This window comes from Acidisoma sp. L85, assembly GCF_009765865.1.
Classification (GTDB): Bacteria; Pseudomonadota; Alphaproteobacteria; order Acetobacterales; family Acetobacteraceae; genus Acidisoma.
The window spans coordinates 82,138-97,646 of record NZ_LMUQ01000026.1 but is presented as its reverse complement, the minus strand read 5'-3'; the positions used below and the strand labels follow the sequence as shown (position 1 = coordinate 97,646).

The following is a 15,509-nucleotide window of genomic DNA, read 5'->3' as shown; positions in this document are numbered from 1 at the left end:
ATCGACGTTGATTCCAATGCGACGTCCAAGCGATCAGTCGCGGAGGACGCCGGAAACTACTCCGCCGTCTCGACGAGCTTGCGGAAAGCGGGCTGGCCCGTGCAGGCGCTGAGCCCGCCATCCACCACCAGATTGATGCCGGTGATATACGAGGCGTCCTCGGAGGCCAGGAAGGCGATAGCGCCGGCCATTTCCTCGGGCCGGCCCATGCGGCCCATCGGCAAGCGCTCCTCGAAACTGTCCATGATCACGCTGTGCTTGCGCATCCAGGCGGTTGAGCCGGTTCCCGTCACCCCCGGACATATCGCATTCACGCGCACACCGTCCGAAGCATGGTCGATCGCCAGTGCGCGCGTCAGGTTCACAACCCCACCCTTCGCCGCGTTGTAGACGGCGAAGCCGACATCGCCGCCAAGGCCGGAGATCGAGGCGGTATTGACGATGCAGCCGCCGCGCTCGATCAGATGCGGCAAAGCGGCGCGGCTCGCATAGAAAACCGAACTGAGCGTAACCGCGATCACCCGTTCCCACATCTGGGGAGCGATCTCACTGACATAGCCGAAAGCGCTGACCCCGGCATTGTTCACCAGCACGTCGATGCCGTCGAACGCGTCCACGGCATAGGCCACCAGCGCCTCGACTTCCGCCCGTTCCCCCATATCCACGCGCCGCATGCGCAAACGGCGGAGCGGCAAATCGAAGGACGCGGCCGCATGCTCCAGTTTCGCGAGATCACTGTCGGCGAGAACCAGAGTGGCACCCTCGGACGCGAAACGTCTTGCCGCAGCGAGGCCGATACCGGAGGCGGCGGCCGTCACAATGACGACCTTGTCGTCGAAGCGCTGCATGGCGTTCTCCCGTTACCGCAAAAAATGCTCGCGTAGCCGCGTCACTCCGGCGACCAGGATTAAGGTCGCGCCCCAGATTGCCAGCGTCAGGAACTGGCTGAAGTTTAGCAGATTGAAGGCGGTGGAGATCAGCTGAAGGATCACCAGGGCGAAAACCAACCCCGTCACCTTGCCGAAGCCGCCGGAGGGCGAGATGCCGCCCAGCACCGCCGCCAGGATGGTGACAAGCAAATAACTCTCGCCATAGGCCGCATTGGCTGAGTTGAAGCGTGCCATCATGACGACGCCCGCGACGGACGCCAGCACGCCCGACAGAATATAGACCTTCACCAAGGCGCGTCGCGTGTCGACGCCCGAATAGCGCGTCGCCGCCTCGTTCGAGCCAAGCATGTTGAGCACTTGTCCGAAAGGCGAGCGCGTCAGCATGATTCCGACCGGAATGGCGAGCGCTACGAAGATCAGCAGAACGATCGGCACGCCCCAGAGGTCGCCATTGCCGATGAAAACGATCGGCGCCGGGAAGCCGGACAGGACACCGCCATGCGTGAGGCCGATGCTTATGCCCTTGATCAGCGTCATCATGCCGAGCGTCGTCAGGATCGGTGACACTTCGAGATAGGCAATGATAAGGCCATTCAGCATGCCGACGATGGCGGCCAGCACCAGGCCCGCGACAATCGCCGCCACCTGCCACGCCACCCAGGCGAATCCAGGATGGGCCGGCACCATATGGGTAAGGATCCAGGCCATCGCGAGCGCCGAGAGATCCGCCGTCGCGATGATGGAAAGATCCAGGCCGCCGGAGAGCAGCGGGATCATCATGGCGAGCGATAGAATGCCAAGTTCCGGTAGCTGATAGGCCATCGAACGCAGCGACGCCGCGTTGAACAGCCGATGACCTAGCAGCAGCCCAAAGACGATGACGAGGGCGACCAGCAGCAGGATCAGCCGCCGATTGACCGGACCCAGGCGCGCGGTCGCGCGATTGAAAGGGCCGAGCGCGCTCATGCTGCGGTTCCGATCACGCGCCGTATCGCGAGGCGCTGCCGGCGCCGCTCCCAGGCGATGGTCGAAACGGCCACCAGGAACACGATCCCGGTAAAGCACTCCGTCCAGAACGACGCGACGCCAAGCAGGATTAGACCGTTCTGCAGGATCGCGAGCAGCGCTAGACCCAGGATCGTGCCGAGCACCGTGCCGACCCCGCCGAACAGGCTCGCCCCGCCCAGCACGACCGCGGCGAGCACATCAAGTTCCCGACCGACCAGCGCATTGGGCATCACGGTCTGCGCGACTTGCGCCTGCACCAGCGAGGCAAGGCCCGCCATGAAACCCATATAACCGTAGGCGACCATATTGAGCCGCAGCACGTTGAAGCCGACCCGCTTAGCGGCCTCCGGATTGCCGCCCAACGCACGCAATTGCCGCCCGACGCTGGTGCGATTGAGCAGCAGCCAGGTCATGATGAAGGCCAAAACCAGGCCAATCATCTGCATGTTGAGGATATAGGGATTCTGATGTGAGTCGAAGGCGACCACCCAGGATAGGCCATTGGCGAACCAATCCGGCAGCGAGTTGATCGTGTCTCCGCCAGTGACGAACATCAGCAAGCCATAATAGACATTCAGCATGGCGATGGTCACGATGATGCTCGCGATCCGTAAACCGGTGACCAGCAGCGCGTTGAGCAGACCGAGCGCGGTGCCCACCGCCAGCGCGATCCCGAACAGACCCAGCCAGCCGATGCCGTAGTGATTGGCCGCGAGCACCGCGAGATATTGCGCGATCGAGGCGACGGCGGTGAAGGATATGTCGAGCCCGCCCGCCACCAGCACAACCACCAGCCCCGCCGCCATCATGCCCGGAAAGGCATAGGAAGTGAGCAGGTCGAGCGCGTTCTGGATCGTGAAAAAGTTCTTCGTCGCGAAGGACAAGAAGATCATGAGCGCGACGGTGACGAGTAGTAGCCGCGCCTCATGCGTGCGGCCGAAACGACGAAGAGCGTTACGCATCCACGGCTTGCCGCAGCGCGGCCTCCGTCACCTGATGTGGCAGATATTCGCCGGCGATGCGCCCCTCCTGCATGATCAGGATGCGATCCGCGTGATACAGCACCTCTGGAATTTCATCCGAGATCATGATGACCGCGAGACCTGACGCCGCGAGATCACGCACGATCTGGTAGATGCCGTCCTTGGCGCCGATATCCACACCAACCGTCGGACTATCCAGGATGAGCAGGCTCGGCTCGGTCGCCAGCCATTTCGCCAACACCACGCGCTGCTGGTTGCCGCCTGACAGCGTGCGTACCGGGTTTTCAGGATCCGAAACCTTGATGCCGAGATCGGCGATCCAGCGCCGTACCGTCTCGCGCCATCGGCCGGCCTGCACGAGACCAAAGGGCCCGCGTAACCGTTCGAGCACGGGCAGCGCGATATTGGATGAAATCGGCTGCTCCATGATGAGGCCGAGGGAAAGCCGGTCTTCCGAGACATAGGCGATGCCATTCGCGATCGCCTCGCGGTTCGAGCTAAGCTGCAGCGGTCGATCCTTGATCCGGATTTCGCCGTGATCCGGCGGGCTCATGCCGAACAGCGACAGCGCGAGTTCTGTGCGGCCGGATCCAAGCCGTCCGGTAATGCCGAGGATCTCGCCGGCCTTCACCTCGAAGCTAATGTCGTCGTAATCGCCGGCGCGCGAGAGGTTTCGCACCGCCAGCACGACTGGCGCCGCCGAAAGATCGGTTTCGCTCAACTCGTAATTGAAGGACTTGCCGGTCATGAGTTCGACCAGCCGGCGATCGGTCATGTCGCGCGCCTCGAAGGTGCCTTTCTTTTCGCCGTTGCGCAGCACGGTGACCCGCTCGGCGATCTCCAACACTTCGTCCAGCCGGTGGCTCACGAAAACCACCGCCACGCCGCGGCGCTTGAGTTCGAGTGTCAGCGCGAGCAGCGCATCCACCTCGTGCCGGGTGAGTGAAGCCGTAGGCTCGTCCATGATGACGAGGCGTGCATCATTCGCGATGGCGCGGCAGATCGCGACCAACTGGCGCTGCGCGATCGACAGATCCGCGACGAAGCTTTGCGGATCGATCGAAACCCCGACGCGCTGCATCGCGGCCTGCGCGGTGTCGCGGATCGCGGACCAGTTGACGGCATGCAGGCCATGATGCCGCTCGACCGCGATATTCTCGGCGACGGTCAGATTGGGGAACAGCGAGAGATCCTGATAGATCACCTGGATACCCCGCCGGATGCTCTCGGCGGGTGTCAGCCCGCTGACCTCATGGCCGTCGATCATGATGCGGCCGCCGGGCTCGGGCGGCTGGACGCCCGAGATGATCTTGATCAGCGTCGATTTGCCGGATCCGTTCTCGCCCGCGAGGCAATGGACCTCACCCGCCGCGATGTCGAGATCGACATCGGAAAGCGCCCTCACGCCGCCGAATTGCTTCGAAATGCCGGTCATCTCGAGGAATTTTGGCACCGCGCTTCCGCACTCCCTATCGCCTGGCTTCCGGCACGAGGCCGGTTTTCCGGCCTCTTAACAGCGAAACGCTATCGCAAAGGGGAGGGGCTGACAAACTAGCACGGGCTGGACGAAGGACGCCGTCTGTTCGTGGTCTGCCGTTTCGGCGCCGGTCACGTGCACGGCCAACCACCGTCATCCTCGGCGAAGGCTGAGGATCCACGCCTTGACTTCGTCACGCAAGAAAGGCGTGGATGCCCGGCCTTCGCCGAGCATGACGATGCTGGTTAGTTCAACCGCAGGAGACCAGGACACACGCGCTTGTCCGAGCGGGATTTCCCACAACGTGTCTAAGGCTTCGCCACCGCGCAATCCGCCCGCGTGAAAATCCGCGCCGGCAGGTACACCGTGCGCGTTGGGATCAGCTTGCGCGGATCCGCGTTCTGGTCGGCGACCGCCTCAATCCATTCCGCCGACAGGGCGCCGAAAGTCTCGAACTCCTGCCGCGCCGTCGCGACAAGCATGCCGCCCGGCGCGCAAATCGCTCGCAGAGCCTGCGGCTCGCCGTCCATCCCGGTGACATAAGCGCGCAGCCCTGTCGCTTTCAGCGCCGCTACAACGGCCGCGGCCGACTTGTCGCTCGGCGTCCAGACCGCGGTGATCTTGTTGCCGAAGCGCGTCGCATAATCCTGCATCGCGCGTTCGGTGTCGGTATAGACATTGCGATCATCGATATCGTGGGTCGAGAGCACCTGCACCTCCGGCGTTTCCTTGAGCACCGCGCTCATCGTATCGACGCGCTCCCGCACATTGCGCGTGCCGTCCTGCGTGAACATGATGATGCCGCCTCTGTCGCCCATGAGATCGACGAGATAGGCCGAGACCTCGGCCGACATCTGCCAGTTGTTCGTGGTGACATTGACGAGAATGCCCGGCATCCAGCCGCTATCCACCGCGAAAGCCGGAATGTGCCGCGCGGTCGCCGCATCGATCGCGTCGCGCGCCGCGCCGAGATCGGCCATGCTGACGAGTATCGCATCCGGCCCGAGCGCCACCGCCGCCGCGAAATCCGCCGCCACTTTCTTGGTAGAGCCGCCAGCGTTGGATTCGCGCAGCGTCCAGTGCAGGTCATGGTCTTTGAGATAGGCGCCAAGACCGTCGCGCACCCGCTTCTCGGCCGGAGCGGCGGCATCCCCATGGACCCAGGCCACCGTCAGATCCTTGGCCTCCGCGCGTCCCAACGCCACGAGGAGGCTCGCGCCTATCAGCAGCATCGCACCGAGCCGCGCCACTATCTTGACCATTCCGCCTCACCCCCCAGTCCACGGCTTCTCGCGGGCCATACTCGCGCCGCCCGTAACACGGCGAAGCTTGCCGCCCTACCCCGCCCGTGGTGTACCTTTCGATAAACACGCGCCAATGCGCCGAGGAGACACGCCATGCTGCGACATATCGACCCCATCATCGGTCCGGAGCTTCTCGCTATCCTGCGGGCGATGGGCCATGGCGACGAAATCGTGATCGTCGACGCCAATTTCCCCGCCACCAGCATGGGCAAGCGCGTTGTCCGCGCGGATGGCGTCAGCGCCACCCATATGGCGGAAGCCGTGCTACGGCTCATGCCGCTCGATGGCTTCGAGAAAGAGGCCGCTTTCTGCATGAGACAGGTCCATGCGCCTGACGAACTCGCGCCCATCGCAAGCGAATTCGCGGGATTGATAACGAAATTCGGTGGCAAGGAATTCGCGCTCACGCCGGTGGAACGTTTCGCCTTCTATGAACGCGCGAAGACCGCCTATGCGGTCGTCGCCACGGGTGAACGGCGCCTGTATGGCTGCCTCATCCTCAAGAAGGGCGTCCTGCAGCCGGGCGAGTAGTATCACCAATTATTGTGATGCGGCAACGAGCGACCGAGCTCTGCACCCCGATCCTTGCCAAGCCGGGAAACCGATCCAGCTAACGTTTAGTTAATTATCGGAAAGAGGCACCCGGCGATGCGCCTGATTCTCATTATCCTGATCCTGCTACTGCTATTTGGCGGCGGCTACGGTTTCTGGGGCGGCGGCTTCACGAACTATGGCTATGGCCTCGGCGGCGGCCTTGGCCTCGTTGTCATCATCATCATCATACTACTCGTCGTCGGCTGAGTAGGCGTGCCGGCGGATGGTATTTCATGCCGCTTCCGGCACGCCTTTGCTGGTCGAATACTCGAAATGCAGCGCCACCCCCTCATGCACGAGGGGGTGGATCGCATGGGCGGCCATCGCCGCTTCCGAAAATCCCTGAAGAATAAGCTTCAGCTTCCCCGCGTAATGCGCGACGTCGCCAATGGCGAAAACGCCGGGCAGACTCGTTTCGCAGGTCGCCGCTGTCACGGGGACGTGATGACGCTCCAAAGCGATCCCCCATTCCGCGATCGGCCCTAAATCCATTGCCAGCCCGAAAAAGGGCAGCAACACATCCGCCGGCAGGCTGCGCACCTCGCCCTGCAGTGTCGCGACCTCGACAGCCGTCAAAGCGCCCGCCTCGCCCCGCAGGCCGTGTAGCTGGAACGGGATGACCATCTCGATCTCGCCGCGCGCCGCCGCCTCATCCAGCCGCGCCGCCATCTCGGGAGCGGCGCGGAATTTCGGCCGCCGGTGAATGACAGCGACGGAGGCCGCGATGTCCTTCAAAGCGAGCGCCCAATCCACCGCCGAATCGCCGCCCCCCGCGATCACCACCCGGCGGCCGCGAAAATCCTCGCGCCGCCGCACGTAATACTGCACGCCGCCTGTCGCCTCGTAGGCTTCGAGCCCCTCGATCGGCGGCCGGTTCGGGCCGAAAGCCCCAGCCCCCGCCGCAATGATCACCGCCCGCGCCAAAATCGTATCGCCGCGATCCGTGGTGAGGGTGAAGGCGCCCGCCTGGCCTGACAGACCGATCACCCGCCGCCCGAGCAGCCGGGGAGCCGCGAAGGGCTCGATCTGCGCCTCAAGCCGGCCAACCAGGTCGCCGGCCTCGATCGCGGGATAGGCCGGGATGTCGTAAATCGGCTTCTCCGGATAGAGCGCGGTGCATTGCCCGCCAACGGCGTCCAGCGCGTCGATCAGCACGCTGCGGATCTTGAGCATGCCGCATTCGAAAACCGCGAAAAGCCCGACCGGACCGGCGCCGACGATGGCAACATCCGTCTCGATAACCTCAGCCATGCCGCCAAACCCCGTCTTCATCGGACAAGGGCCGGACCTTAAAGCAGCACCCGCGCCACCGCCAAAACCGTCTTTCCTAGCTCGCAACCGAAGCATGATGAGACCGATCATCTCCTCCCCTGACGCGCTTCCGGTCCCATCACCCTTGAGGCATGGTCGCCGCCATGCTCGCACCACCCGACTCGACGACCCTCGCCCTGCCAACACTTGCGGCAACGGAGGCACTGGCGGCGCGGCTCGCGCCTCTGCTGCGGAGAGGCGATGTCGTTTTGCTGCAAGGTCAGCTTGGCGCGGGGAAAACCGCCTTCGCCCGCGCCTTGCTCCGCGCGCTGACCGGCGATCCGGCGCTCGACGTGCCAAGCCCGAGCTTCACCTTGGTGCAAACTTACGACACGCCTGCGGGTCCGGTGCATCACTACGACCTCTGGCGCATCGACCGCGCCGATGATCTCGCCGAGCTGGGCCTGGAGGAAGCGGTGCGGGACATCGCCCTCATCGAATGGCCGGAGCGCCTGGGCGAGACGCCGCCTGAGGCTCTGACGATCACGCTTTCCATCGGGCCGGACGACAGCCGGTTTGCCAGCCTGAGCGGATCGCCCACGCTGCTCGCGGGGCTCGCCAGCGCATGACCGGGCCAAAGATGCCGACCCACGCGATGGTTCTCGCCGCCGGCCTCGGCACGCGCATGCGGCCGCTGACCGATGGGACCGCCAAGGCGCTGCTCCAGTTGCAGGGCCGGGCCCTTCTCGACCATGCGCTGGATCGCCTTGCGGCGGTGGGGGTGCGACAGGTCGTCGTCAATGCCCATTGGCAGGCGAAAGCCGTTGCCGACCATCTTGCCGGGCGCGTGAATGGTCCCGCCGTGCGGGTGCTGGACGAGACGACGCTGCTGGGCACCGGCGGCGCCGTGGCCACGGCGCTGGCGCGCGGCTGGCTCGGCGAGGCGCCCTTCTACGTCATCAACGGCGACGCCTTCTGGCTCGACGGCCCAATTCCAATCCTCGACCGTCTTGCGGGTGCGATGACAGCGGAGACGGAGGCCGATGGCGTGCTGGCCTTTCATCGCGGCGCCCATGTTGTGGGCGAAGTCGGCGCAGGGGATTTCGCGCTGGATCGCTGGGGCATCCCCCGCCGTCCGCGTGAGCGCGAGATCGTGCCCTATGTCTTTGCCGGTCTCCAGATCCTCACGCCCCGCCTGTTCCAGGACGCGCCGCCCGCACCCTTCAGCATGAACCGGCTCTGGGATCGCGCCATGGCGAAAGAGCGGCTGCGCGGCGTCGTCCATGACGGGTTGTGGTTCCACCTCTCGAGACCCGCCGACCTCGCCTGGGCCGAAAACCGTCTGCGCGATCATGTCTCCGGGGAGCCTCGGTGAGGCCGCTCCAGCTTTTCGACATCCCGCCCGACCGCCCCTTCCTCGACACGCTGGCGGCAATCTGGCTCGACCGCCAAGGTCCATCTCCTCTGGCGCAGGCCGAGGGGCTTATTCTACTGCCCACGCGGCGCGCCGCGCGGTCCCTAGGCGAGGCATTCCTGCGAGCCACCGACGGGCGGCCGATGCTGCTGCCGCGCATCGCGGCGATCGGCGCGCCGGACGAAACGCCGCTGATCCTCGGTGGCACCTCGGACTTGCTGGCTCCGGCTATTCCTGAAGCGCAGCGCCTGGCCGCCCTCACCCGCCTCATTCTGGCGCTCGAACAGGCGATGGGTGTCGGCGCCGGACTGGACGCCGCCTGGCGCCTCGCCCGCGAGCTGGCCCGGCTGCTCGACGAGGCCGAGCGCGCCGAGGTGCCGCTCGCTCAGGCATTGGAAGCCGCGGTGCCCGAGGAACTCGCCGCACATTGGCAGAAGACCCTCACCTTCCTGACCATCGCGACGGAGCAATGGCCGGCCGTTCTTGCCGAGACTGGCTTGATGGATCCGGTCGCGCGACAGAACGCACTCCTGCGCGCTCAGGCCGAGGCCTGGAAGGCAGCACCGCCCGAGGCGCCGGTCTGGGTCGCGGGCGTGACCGGCGGCATTCCGGCGGTCGCCCGCCTCGCCCGGATCGTCGCTGGCCTGCCGCAGGGCGCGGTTATTCTTCCTGGCCTCGACCACGGCATGCCGGACGCGGCGTGGAAGAGCCTAACCCATGGTCATCCGCAACACGGGCTGGGCCATTTCCTCACCGCGATGGGCGCGACGAGCGGCGATGTGCGGGACTTCGAGAGTGGCGCGCCTCCTCGTCCGCCGCCTTCCCGCTTCGCTGTTTTCTCTCGCGCGCTGCTTCCCGCGGAAGCCCTCGGCGATTGGCGCCAGGGCGACACGGCGAGTCTGGAAGGTGCGACCGCGGGCCTGTCGAGGCTGCGAGCAACCGACCAGCAGCAGGAAGCGGTCGCCATCGCCCTCATTCTCCGCGACACGCTGGAAACGCCCCGCAGCCGCGCCGTGCTGGTAACGCCCGATCGCGCCTTGGCGGCGCGGGTGGCGGCAGAACTCGGCCGGTTCGGCGTCCTCGCCGATGACAGCGCCGGTGAAAGCCTCGCCGAGACACCCCCCGCGACCCTGCTGCGCCTGCTCGCCCAGGCGGTGGCGGAGGGTCTCGCCCCGGTGCCGCTGCTCTCTCTCCTGAAACACCCTCTCGCCGCCTTTGGCCTGCCGCCCGCTGAGTGCCGGGCCGCCGCGCGCAAGCTCGAAGGTATCTGCTTGCGAGGCCCGCGGCCTTCGCCGGGCCTGCCCGGCCTGCGCCAAGCTCTCGGTCTGGCACGGCGCGTCAAGGAGGCGGATGCGGTCATTGCGCGCGACTTGCTCGACCGGGTTCAGGCGGCGCTGCTGCCGCTGCTGCGTATCGCCGATGGCACTTTCGCCGCCTCTCCCGCCGCCCTTCTGTCGGGACTTTTAGCCAGCGCTGAAGCGGTCGCCGCGAATGACGAGGAGGACGGCGCGGATGTCCTATGGGCCGCCGAGGAAGGCGAAGCTGTCGCCACGCTGCTGGCCGACGCTTTGCCCGCCCTGGCGACGCTGCCGGATTGCCTGCCCGCGACCCTACCCGGCCTGTTAGACGCGCTTTTGGAGGGCGCCGTGGTGCGTAGCCGCCGCGCGCTGCGCGGCCGGGAACGTGGCAGCGGCGCCACGCTGCATCCCCGCGTTTTCATCTGGGGCGCCCTTGAGGCCCGCTTGCAAAGCGCGGAGCTGATCGTTCTCGGCGGCTTGGTCGAAGGCGTCTGGCCACCCGCCACCGACCCCGGCCCCTGGCTGAGCCGCCGGATGCGCGAGGAGGCCGGCTTGCCGTCGCCTGAGGAGGCGATCGGCCAGGCCGCGCATGACTTCGTGTCCCTCGCCTGCGCCGCCCCCACCGTCGTCCTGAGCACCCCGCGCCGGTTGAACGGCGCTCCGGCCGTGCCCGCGCGCTGGATCAAACGACTGGAGGCGCTGCTCGCTGGCGGCGGCATCACGCTTCCCGAACATCCCGCAGCCCGCTGGGCCGAGGCGCTGGATCAGCCACAAGGGGCGCCGCGCCCCGTATCGCCGCCCGCACCCCGCCCGCCGGTGGCGCAACGTCCGCGCAGGCTCAGCGTTACCCAGATCGAGACCTGGATCGCTGATCCCTACGCCCTCTATGCACAGCGCATCCTCCGCCTGCGCGAGCTGGACCCGATCGACCAGGCGACGGATGCCGCCGATTATGGCCGCCTCGTCCATCGCGGCATGGAACTGTTCCTCGCGGAGGCCGCTGCGACCTGGAACGCTGCCTCGCCGGAAAGGCTGCGCGTCGCGATGGAGCGCGCTCTCGGCGAGGCCCGCCTTCGACCGGCGCTGGCCAACTGGTGGCGCCCGCGCCTGCTCCGCATCGCCGATTGGATCGCCGGGGAGGAGACCCGCCGCCGCGCGCTGATCGAGATCGCCGCGGTCGCCACCGAACGCTCGGGCGAACTTGTGCTGCAAACGCCCAGCGGACCCTTCACGCTGACCGGCCGAGCCGACCGGATCGAGAGGCGCACGGACGGTACCCTCGCCATCATCGACTACAAGACCGGCGCGCCGCCGCCCGCGCAGCAGGTGATCGACGGCCATCGGCCGCAGCTCGTGCTGGAAGCGGCGATGGCCGCGCTCGGCGCCTTCGGCGATGAAGTGACCGGACCGGCTGGCGAACTCGCCTATTGGCGGCTCCAGGGCGGCCATGACCCGGGCAACCTCGTGATCATCGGCGACGGTGACGCGGCTTTGCTCGCCAATCTCGCGGCTCAGGCGGTCGAGGCGCTGGCTGCCTTAGTGGCGCGTTTCAACGACCCCGCCACGCCTTATCTCGCGCGTCCGCATCCCGGCCGCATCGTGCGTGACTCGGCATACGGCCAACTTGCCCGGCTCGGCGAATGGGGTGGCAGCGGGGAGGATGCGACATGAGCGCCCTCGCCGACGACAGCCCCACCGATGCGGTGGCCGAAGCGCGCGCTCGCGCCACCGGCCATCAGCAAGCCGCGTCCGACCCGAAAGTCTCGACCTTCGTCGCGGCCTCCGCGGGATCCGGGAAGACCAAGCTTCTCACCGACCGGCTGCTGCGCCTCATGCTCGCCGGCGTGCATCCCGGCCGCATCCTCTGCCTGACCTTCACCCGCAACGCCGCCGCCGAAATGGCGCTGCGGCTGCAAGACCGGCTCGGGCGCTGGGTAACGCTCGACGACACCGACCTCGATGACGGGTTGCGGGAGCTGGGCGCGGAACGATCGGAAGCGGTGCGGCAGCGGGCTCGAGCGCTATTCGCCACCGTGCTCGACCTTCCAGGCGGGATGCGGATCGACACCATCCACGCCTTCTGCCAGTCGCTGCTCCGTCGTTTCCCTCTCGAAGCCGGCATCTCCCCGCATTTCCGCCTGCTGGACGAGCGCGATGCCCAGCTCAGCCTGCGGGAGGAGCAGGAGCGCATGCTCGCTGGGATGCGCGATGAGGAACCCGCCCTGCGACACGCGGTGGATAGCCTCGCCGGCCAGATCAGCGCCGACGACCTCGACCGCCTGATCCGCGAAGTCGATGGCGCGCGGGAGCGCATGTCGGGACTGCTTCGCCATGACACGGAAGCCCTGGTCGCACGGCAACGGATAGCCCTCGGCGCCCACCGGTCGGAGGCAGAGCTTTGGGCGGCCGCGCTAAACTGGCCGCGTGAAAGCCACGTTCGGGCGGCGCTTGAGGGCATCGCCGCTGGCGGCACCGCCTCCGCGAAAGAGAGGGCGCTGCGCCTGCTGGATTGGCTCGCGCTGCCCGCACCTGAAAGAAAAGCGGCCTGGGACACCTGGCTGCGCGGCTTCCTCAACAAGGACGAGACCGCCACTGCCCAGAAATTCTTCGTCAACAAGGGCCTGGACGCCGCACGGCCTGAAATCTGGCCCATCATCGAGGCCGAGCAGAGCCGCCTCGTCGGCCTGACCGACGCCTTCGCCGCGACCCGGCTCGCGGATCTCTCCGCGTCCTTCCTGCGCCTGGCGCTGCCGGTACTGCGTGGTCAAACCAAGCGGCGGCAGCGCGAGGCGCTGATGGATTACGGCGATCTCATCACGCGCTCCAATGCCTTGCTGCATGATCCGGGCGCCGCCTGGGTGCTGTTCAAAATGGACCACGGCCTCGACCATCTGCTGCTGGACGAGGTGCAGGACACGGCGCCCGCGCAATGGACCATCGCCGGCAGCCTCACCGCCGAGTTCTTCGCCGGCACCGGCGCGCGGCAGGAGCCCCGGACGGTCTTCGCCGTGGGCGACCGCAAACAGTCGATCTACGGCTTCCAGGGCGCGGACCTCGCCTCCTTCGACGAATGGCGCCGCGTGCTCGCTGAGCGGGTCCGCGCGGCCGCCGAACCCTGGCATGACGGCGCGCTCGACGTCTCCTTCCGCTCGACTAGGCCGGTGCTGCAACTGGTTGACGCAGTCTTCGCCGATCCCACCGCGCGGCAGGGCGTGGTGGAACCCGGCGCCCCGCCGCTCGCGCATGTCTCTGCCCGGCCGGACGATGCCGGGCGCGTCGAGATCTGGCCGCTTGTCCCACAGCCGCAGAAGGCTCCGCCGCAAGCCTGGACCATTCCCGAGCGCAACCTCGCCCAGACCTCCGGCCCCGAGACCGTGGCGCGGGCAGTCGCCGCCTGGATCGCGCGGCAGATCGCCGAAGGCGCGATGCTGGAAAGCCAAGGGCGGCCACTGCGCCCGGGCGATATCCTCATCCTCCTGCGCAAACGCGCGCCGATGGCGAATGCGCTGGTCCGCGCGCTGAAGGCGGCGGGGGTCCCAGTCGCCGGACTCGATCGCCTCACGCTCGTGCGCCAGCCCGCGGTGCAGGACCTCATCGCCCTTTGCGACGCGCTGCTATTGCCCGAGGACGACCTCTCGTTCGCCTGTTGGCTCACCAGTCCGCTCGGTGGTCTGTCCGACGACAGTCTGATGGCGCTCGCCGCCGGACGGCCACAGGATCGCCTCTACGATGCGCTCCAGGCCCGTGCGATCGAGCGGCCCGAATGGACCGCCGCCCTCGCCCATTTTCGCGCCTTGCTCGCACGTGTCGATTACGCCTCGCCGCATGCGCTCCTCACCCAGGCGCTCGGCGCCCAGGGCGGACGCGCCAGGCTTTTCGCTCGGCTGGGACCGGAAGCCGCCGAGCCCGTCGATGAGTTGCTGGGCGCCGCCCTAGCCTATGCCGCCGCGCATCCGCCCTCGCTGCAGGGCTTTCTCCACTGGCTGCGCCAGTCCACCGCAGAGGCGAAGCGTGAGCCGGACGCGGCGGGCGATGCCGTGCGGATCATGACCGTCCATGCCTCCAAGGGTTTGCAAGCGCCTCTGGTCATTCTCGCAGATAGCGGCGCATTGCCCGCTGCGGATCGGGTGCAACTGCTCTGGATGCGGGACCAGATGGAGGACGAGCTCGATCTGCCCATCTTCTGCCCACGCAAGGATCTGCACTGCGACCGCAGCCGTGCTTTCCGTCAGACGATGCAGCAGCGCGCCACGGAGGAGCACCACCGCCTCCTTTATGTCGCGCTGACGCGGGCCGAGGACCGTCTCATCATCTGCGGCTGGGAAACGGCGACACGCGGCAACATGGCGTCCTGGCACAGCCTCGCCGCCAAGGGCTTCGCGGCGATCGGCGCGGAGACGGTGCCGTCCGCAATACCCGAAACTGAGTGGCCAGGCGCCTGGCTGGCGCTCGACTCGCCGCAGCGTCGGCCCATCAAGCGCAAGACGGCAGCAGCCGCTTCCGCTGTCGCCGCTTTGCCACAATGGGCGGGCACGGCGCCGTTCTGGCAAGCCGCCATGCCGCCGCCCGAGGCTGCCAGACCTCAGCCCCTCGCGCCGAGCCGGCCGGAGAACGTGTCACTTGGTCCGGTACCTCAGGCGGGTTCTCCGCTGCTGCGCGGCGTGGCGCCCGAGCAGCGGTTCGGGCGCGGCACCCTGATCCACGGACTGCTGCAGCACTTGCCCGCGCTGCCGGACCCGGAGCGGCTCGCCGCGGCGCGCGCCTATCTTGGCCGCAGCGGCACCGGCCTTGGTGGTGAAGAAGCTCAAAGCCTCGCGGCAAGCGTCGTCGCCCTCCTTCGCCATCCGGCGCTCGTCATGGCCTTCGCCCCCGGCAGCCGTGCCGAGGTGCCGCTCGCGGGCGAGGTTGCCGGGCTGGTGATCACGGGCGTCGTGGATCGCCTGGCAGTCTCGGATGGGGTGGTGCTCGCCATCGACTACAAGACGAACCGCCAGCCGCCCGAGGCCGTGGAGGCGACTCCGGTGCTGTATCTGCGCCAAATGGCGGCCTACCGCGCCCTCTTGCGGGCGATCTTCCCAGACCACCGTGTCCGCTGTGCCCTGGTCTGGACCGAGACCGCGACGGTCGCCGAGCTTGCCGAGTCGCTGCTCGATCCCCATGCGCCGGGCGCGCAGCGGCCTTCTACAACCCATGGACAAGGCTGACGCGCCGCAGCGAAAGCTTGCCCCGGAGCCGCCGAGGGACCAGATTCACGTCAACATCCCATCATCGCCGCTCCGCCCCAGGGCGT

12 protein-coding genes are annotated in these 15,509 nt (G+C 67.1%); 6 read left to right on the top strand and 6 right to left on the bottom strand.

What is annotated here, in order from left to right:
* Positions 1-56: 56 nt before the first annotated feature.
* From GSQ83_RS06355 to GSQ83_RS06335, 5 genes are all read right to left on the bottom strand, one after another.
* A complete protein-coding gene (locus GSQ83_RS06355) occupies positions 57-848 on the bottom strand; it encodes an SDR family NAD(P)-dependent oxidoreductase (RefSeq protein ID WP_158802049.1) in 792 nt (263 codons plus the stop codon).
* Between the two features lie 12 nt (positions 849-860).
* Complete coding sequence (locus GSQ83_RS06350; RefSeq protein ID WP_158802048.1) at positions 861-1,856, bottom strand: ABC transporter permease; 996 nt, start codon at positions 1,854-1,856, stop codon at positions 861-863.
* Positions 1,853-2,860 (bottom strand): ABC transporter permease, encoded by a 1,008-nt coding sequence (locus tag GSQ83_RS06345; RefSeq protein WP_158802047.1) that lies wholly within the window; start codon positions 2,858-2,860, stop codon positions 1,853-1,855. The genes GSQ83_RS06350 and GSQ83_RS06345 overlap by 4 nt, the downstream gene beginning before the upstream one ends.
* The gene (locus GSQ83_RS06340; RefSeq protein ID WP_158802046.1) at positions 2,853-4,334 is read right to left on the bottom strand and encodes a sugar ABC transporter ATP-binding protein; all 1,482 of its coding nucleotides are present in this window, start codon (positions 4,332-4,334) and stop codon (positions 2,853-2,855) included. Before GSQ83_RS06340 ends, GSQ83_RS06345 begins: the two co-directional genes overlap by 8 nt.
* A gap of 332 nt (positions 4,335-4,666) precedes the next feature.
* Positions 4,667-5,620: a sugar ABC transporter substrate-binding protein gene (locus GSQ83_RS06335; protein ID WP_158802045.1), complete on the bottom strand. Its 954-nt coding sequence runs from the start codon at positions 5,618-5,620 to the stop codon at positions 4,667-4,669.
* A gap of 135 nt (positions 5,621-5,755) precedes the next feature.
* Here GSQ83_RS06335 and GSQ83_RS06330 point away from each other — a divergent pair, with 135 nt between their 5' ends.
* Both GSQ83_RS06330 and GSQ83_RS06325 read left to right on the top strand, forming a co-directional pair.
* Positions 5,756-6,193 carry an RbsD/FucU family protein gene (locus GSQ83_RS06330; RefSeq protein WP_158802044.1) on the top strand — a complete coding sequence of 146 codons (438 nt, stop codon included), beginning with the start codon at positions 5,756-5,758 and terminating at the stop codon, positions 6,191-6,193.
* A 117-nt stretch (positions 6,194-6,310) separates the two neighbouring features.
* The gene (locus tag GSQ83_RS06325) at positions 6,311-6,463 is read left to right on the top strand and encodes a DUF3309 family protein (protein ID WP_158802043.1); all 153 of its coding nucleotides are present in this window, start codon (positions 6,311-6,313) and stop codon (positions 6,461-6,463) included.
* Between the two features lie 24 nt (positions 6,464-6,487).
* On the opposite strand, the gene GSQ83_RS06320 is transcribed toward GSQ83_RS06325, so the two are convergent.
* Complete coding sequence (locus GSQ83_RS06320) at positions 6,488-7,507, bottom strand: NAD(P)/FAD-dependent oxidoreductase (RefSeq protein WP_158802389.1); 1,020 nt, start codon at positions 7,505-7,507, stop codon at positions 6,488-6,490.
* 164 nt (positions 7,508-7,671) lie between these two features.
* Between GSQ83_RS06320 and tsaE the strand changes: the two genes are divergently transcribed.
* Genes tsaE through addA form a run of 4 tightly spaced genes read left to right on the top strand, consistent with a single transcriptional unit; the run spans position 7,672 to position 15,423 of the window.
* Entirely contained in the window at positions 7,672-8,136 is a 465-nt protein-coding gene (gene tsaE / locus GSQ83_RS06315) for a tRNA (adenosine(37)-N6)-threonylcarbamoyltransferase complex ATPase subunit type 1 TsaE (protein WP_158802042.1), read from the top strand.
* Positions 8,133-8,882: a nucleotidyltransferase family protein gene (locus GSQ83_RS06310; RefSeq protein ID WP_254065524.1), complete on the top strand. Its 750-nt coding sequence runs from the start codon at positions 8,133-8,135 to the stop codon at positions 8,880-8,882. The genes tsaE and GSQ83_RS06310 overlap by 4 nt, the downstream gene beginning before the upstream one ends.
* Entirely contained in the window at positions 8,879-11,890 is a 3,012-nt protein-coding gene (addB, locus tag GSQ83_RS06305) for a double-strand break repair protein AddB (RefSeq protein WP_158802041.1), read from the top strand. Before GSQ83_RS06310 ends, addB begins: the two co-directional genes overlap by 4 nt.
* Positions 11,887-15,423 carry a double-strand break repair helicase AddA gene (gene addA / locus GSQ83_RS06300; RefSeq protein WP_158802040.1) on the top strand — a complete coding sequence of 1,179 codons (3,537 nt, stop codon included), beginning with the start codon at positions 11,887-11,889 and terminating at the stop codon, positions 15,421-15,423. The genes addB and addA overlap by 4 nt, the downstream gene beginning before the upstream one ends.
* The last annotated feature ends 86 nt before the right edge of the window (positions 15,424-15,509 follow it).

Excerpts from the sequence above, each read along its gene's own strand:
- GSQ83_RS06355 (WP_158802049.1), bottom strand. The coding sequence starts at position 848 with ATGCAGCGCTTCGACGACAAGGTCGTCATTGTGACGGCCGCCGCCTCC.
- GSQ83_RS06350 (WP_158802048.1), bottom strand. The coding sequence starts at position 1,856 with ATGAGCGCGCTCGGCCCTTTCAATCGCGCGACCGCGCGCCTGGGTCCG.
- GSQ83_RS06345 (WP_158802047.1), bottom strand. The coding sequence starts at position 2,860 with ATGCGTAACGCTCTTCGTCGTTTCGGCCGCACGCATGAGGCGCGGCTA.
- GSQ83_RS06335 (WP_158802045.1), bottom strand. The coding sequence starts at position 5,620 with ATGGTCAAGATAGTGGCGCGGCTCGGTGCGATGCTGCTGATAGGCGCG.
- GSQ83_RS06330 (WP_158802044.1), top strand. The coding sequence starts at position 5,756 with ATGCTGCGACATATCGACCCCATCATCGGTCCGGAGCTTCTCGCTATC.
- GSQ83_RS06325 (WP_158802043.1), top strand. The coding sequence starts at position 6,311 with ATGCGCCTGATTCTCATTATCCTGATCCTGCTACTGCTATTTGGCGGC.
- GSQ83_RS06320 (WP_158802389.1), bottom strand. The coding sequence starts at position 7,507 with ATGGCTGAGGTTATCGAGACGGATGTTGCCATCGTCGGCGCCGGTCCG.
- tsaE (WP_158802042.1), top strand. The coding sequence starts at position 7,672 with ATGCTCGCACCACCCGACTCGACGACCCTCGCCCTGCCAACACTTGCG.
- GSQ83_RS06310 (WP_254065524.1), top strand. The coding sequence starts at position 8,133 with ATGACCGGGCCAAAGATGCCGACCCACGCGATGGTTCTCGCCGCCGGC.
- addA (WP_158802040.1), top strand. The coding sequence starts at position 11,887 with ATGAGCGCCCTCGCCGACGACAGCCCCACCGATGCGGTGGCCGAAGCG.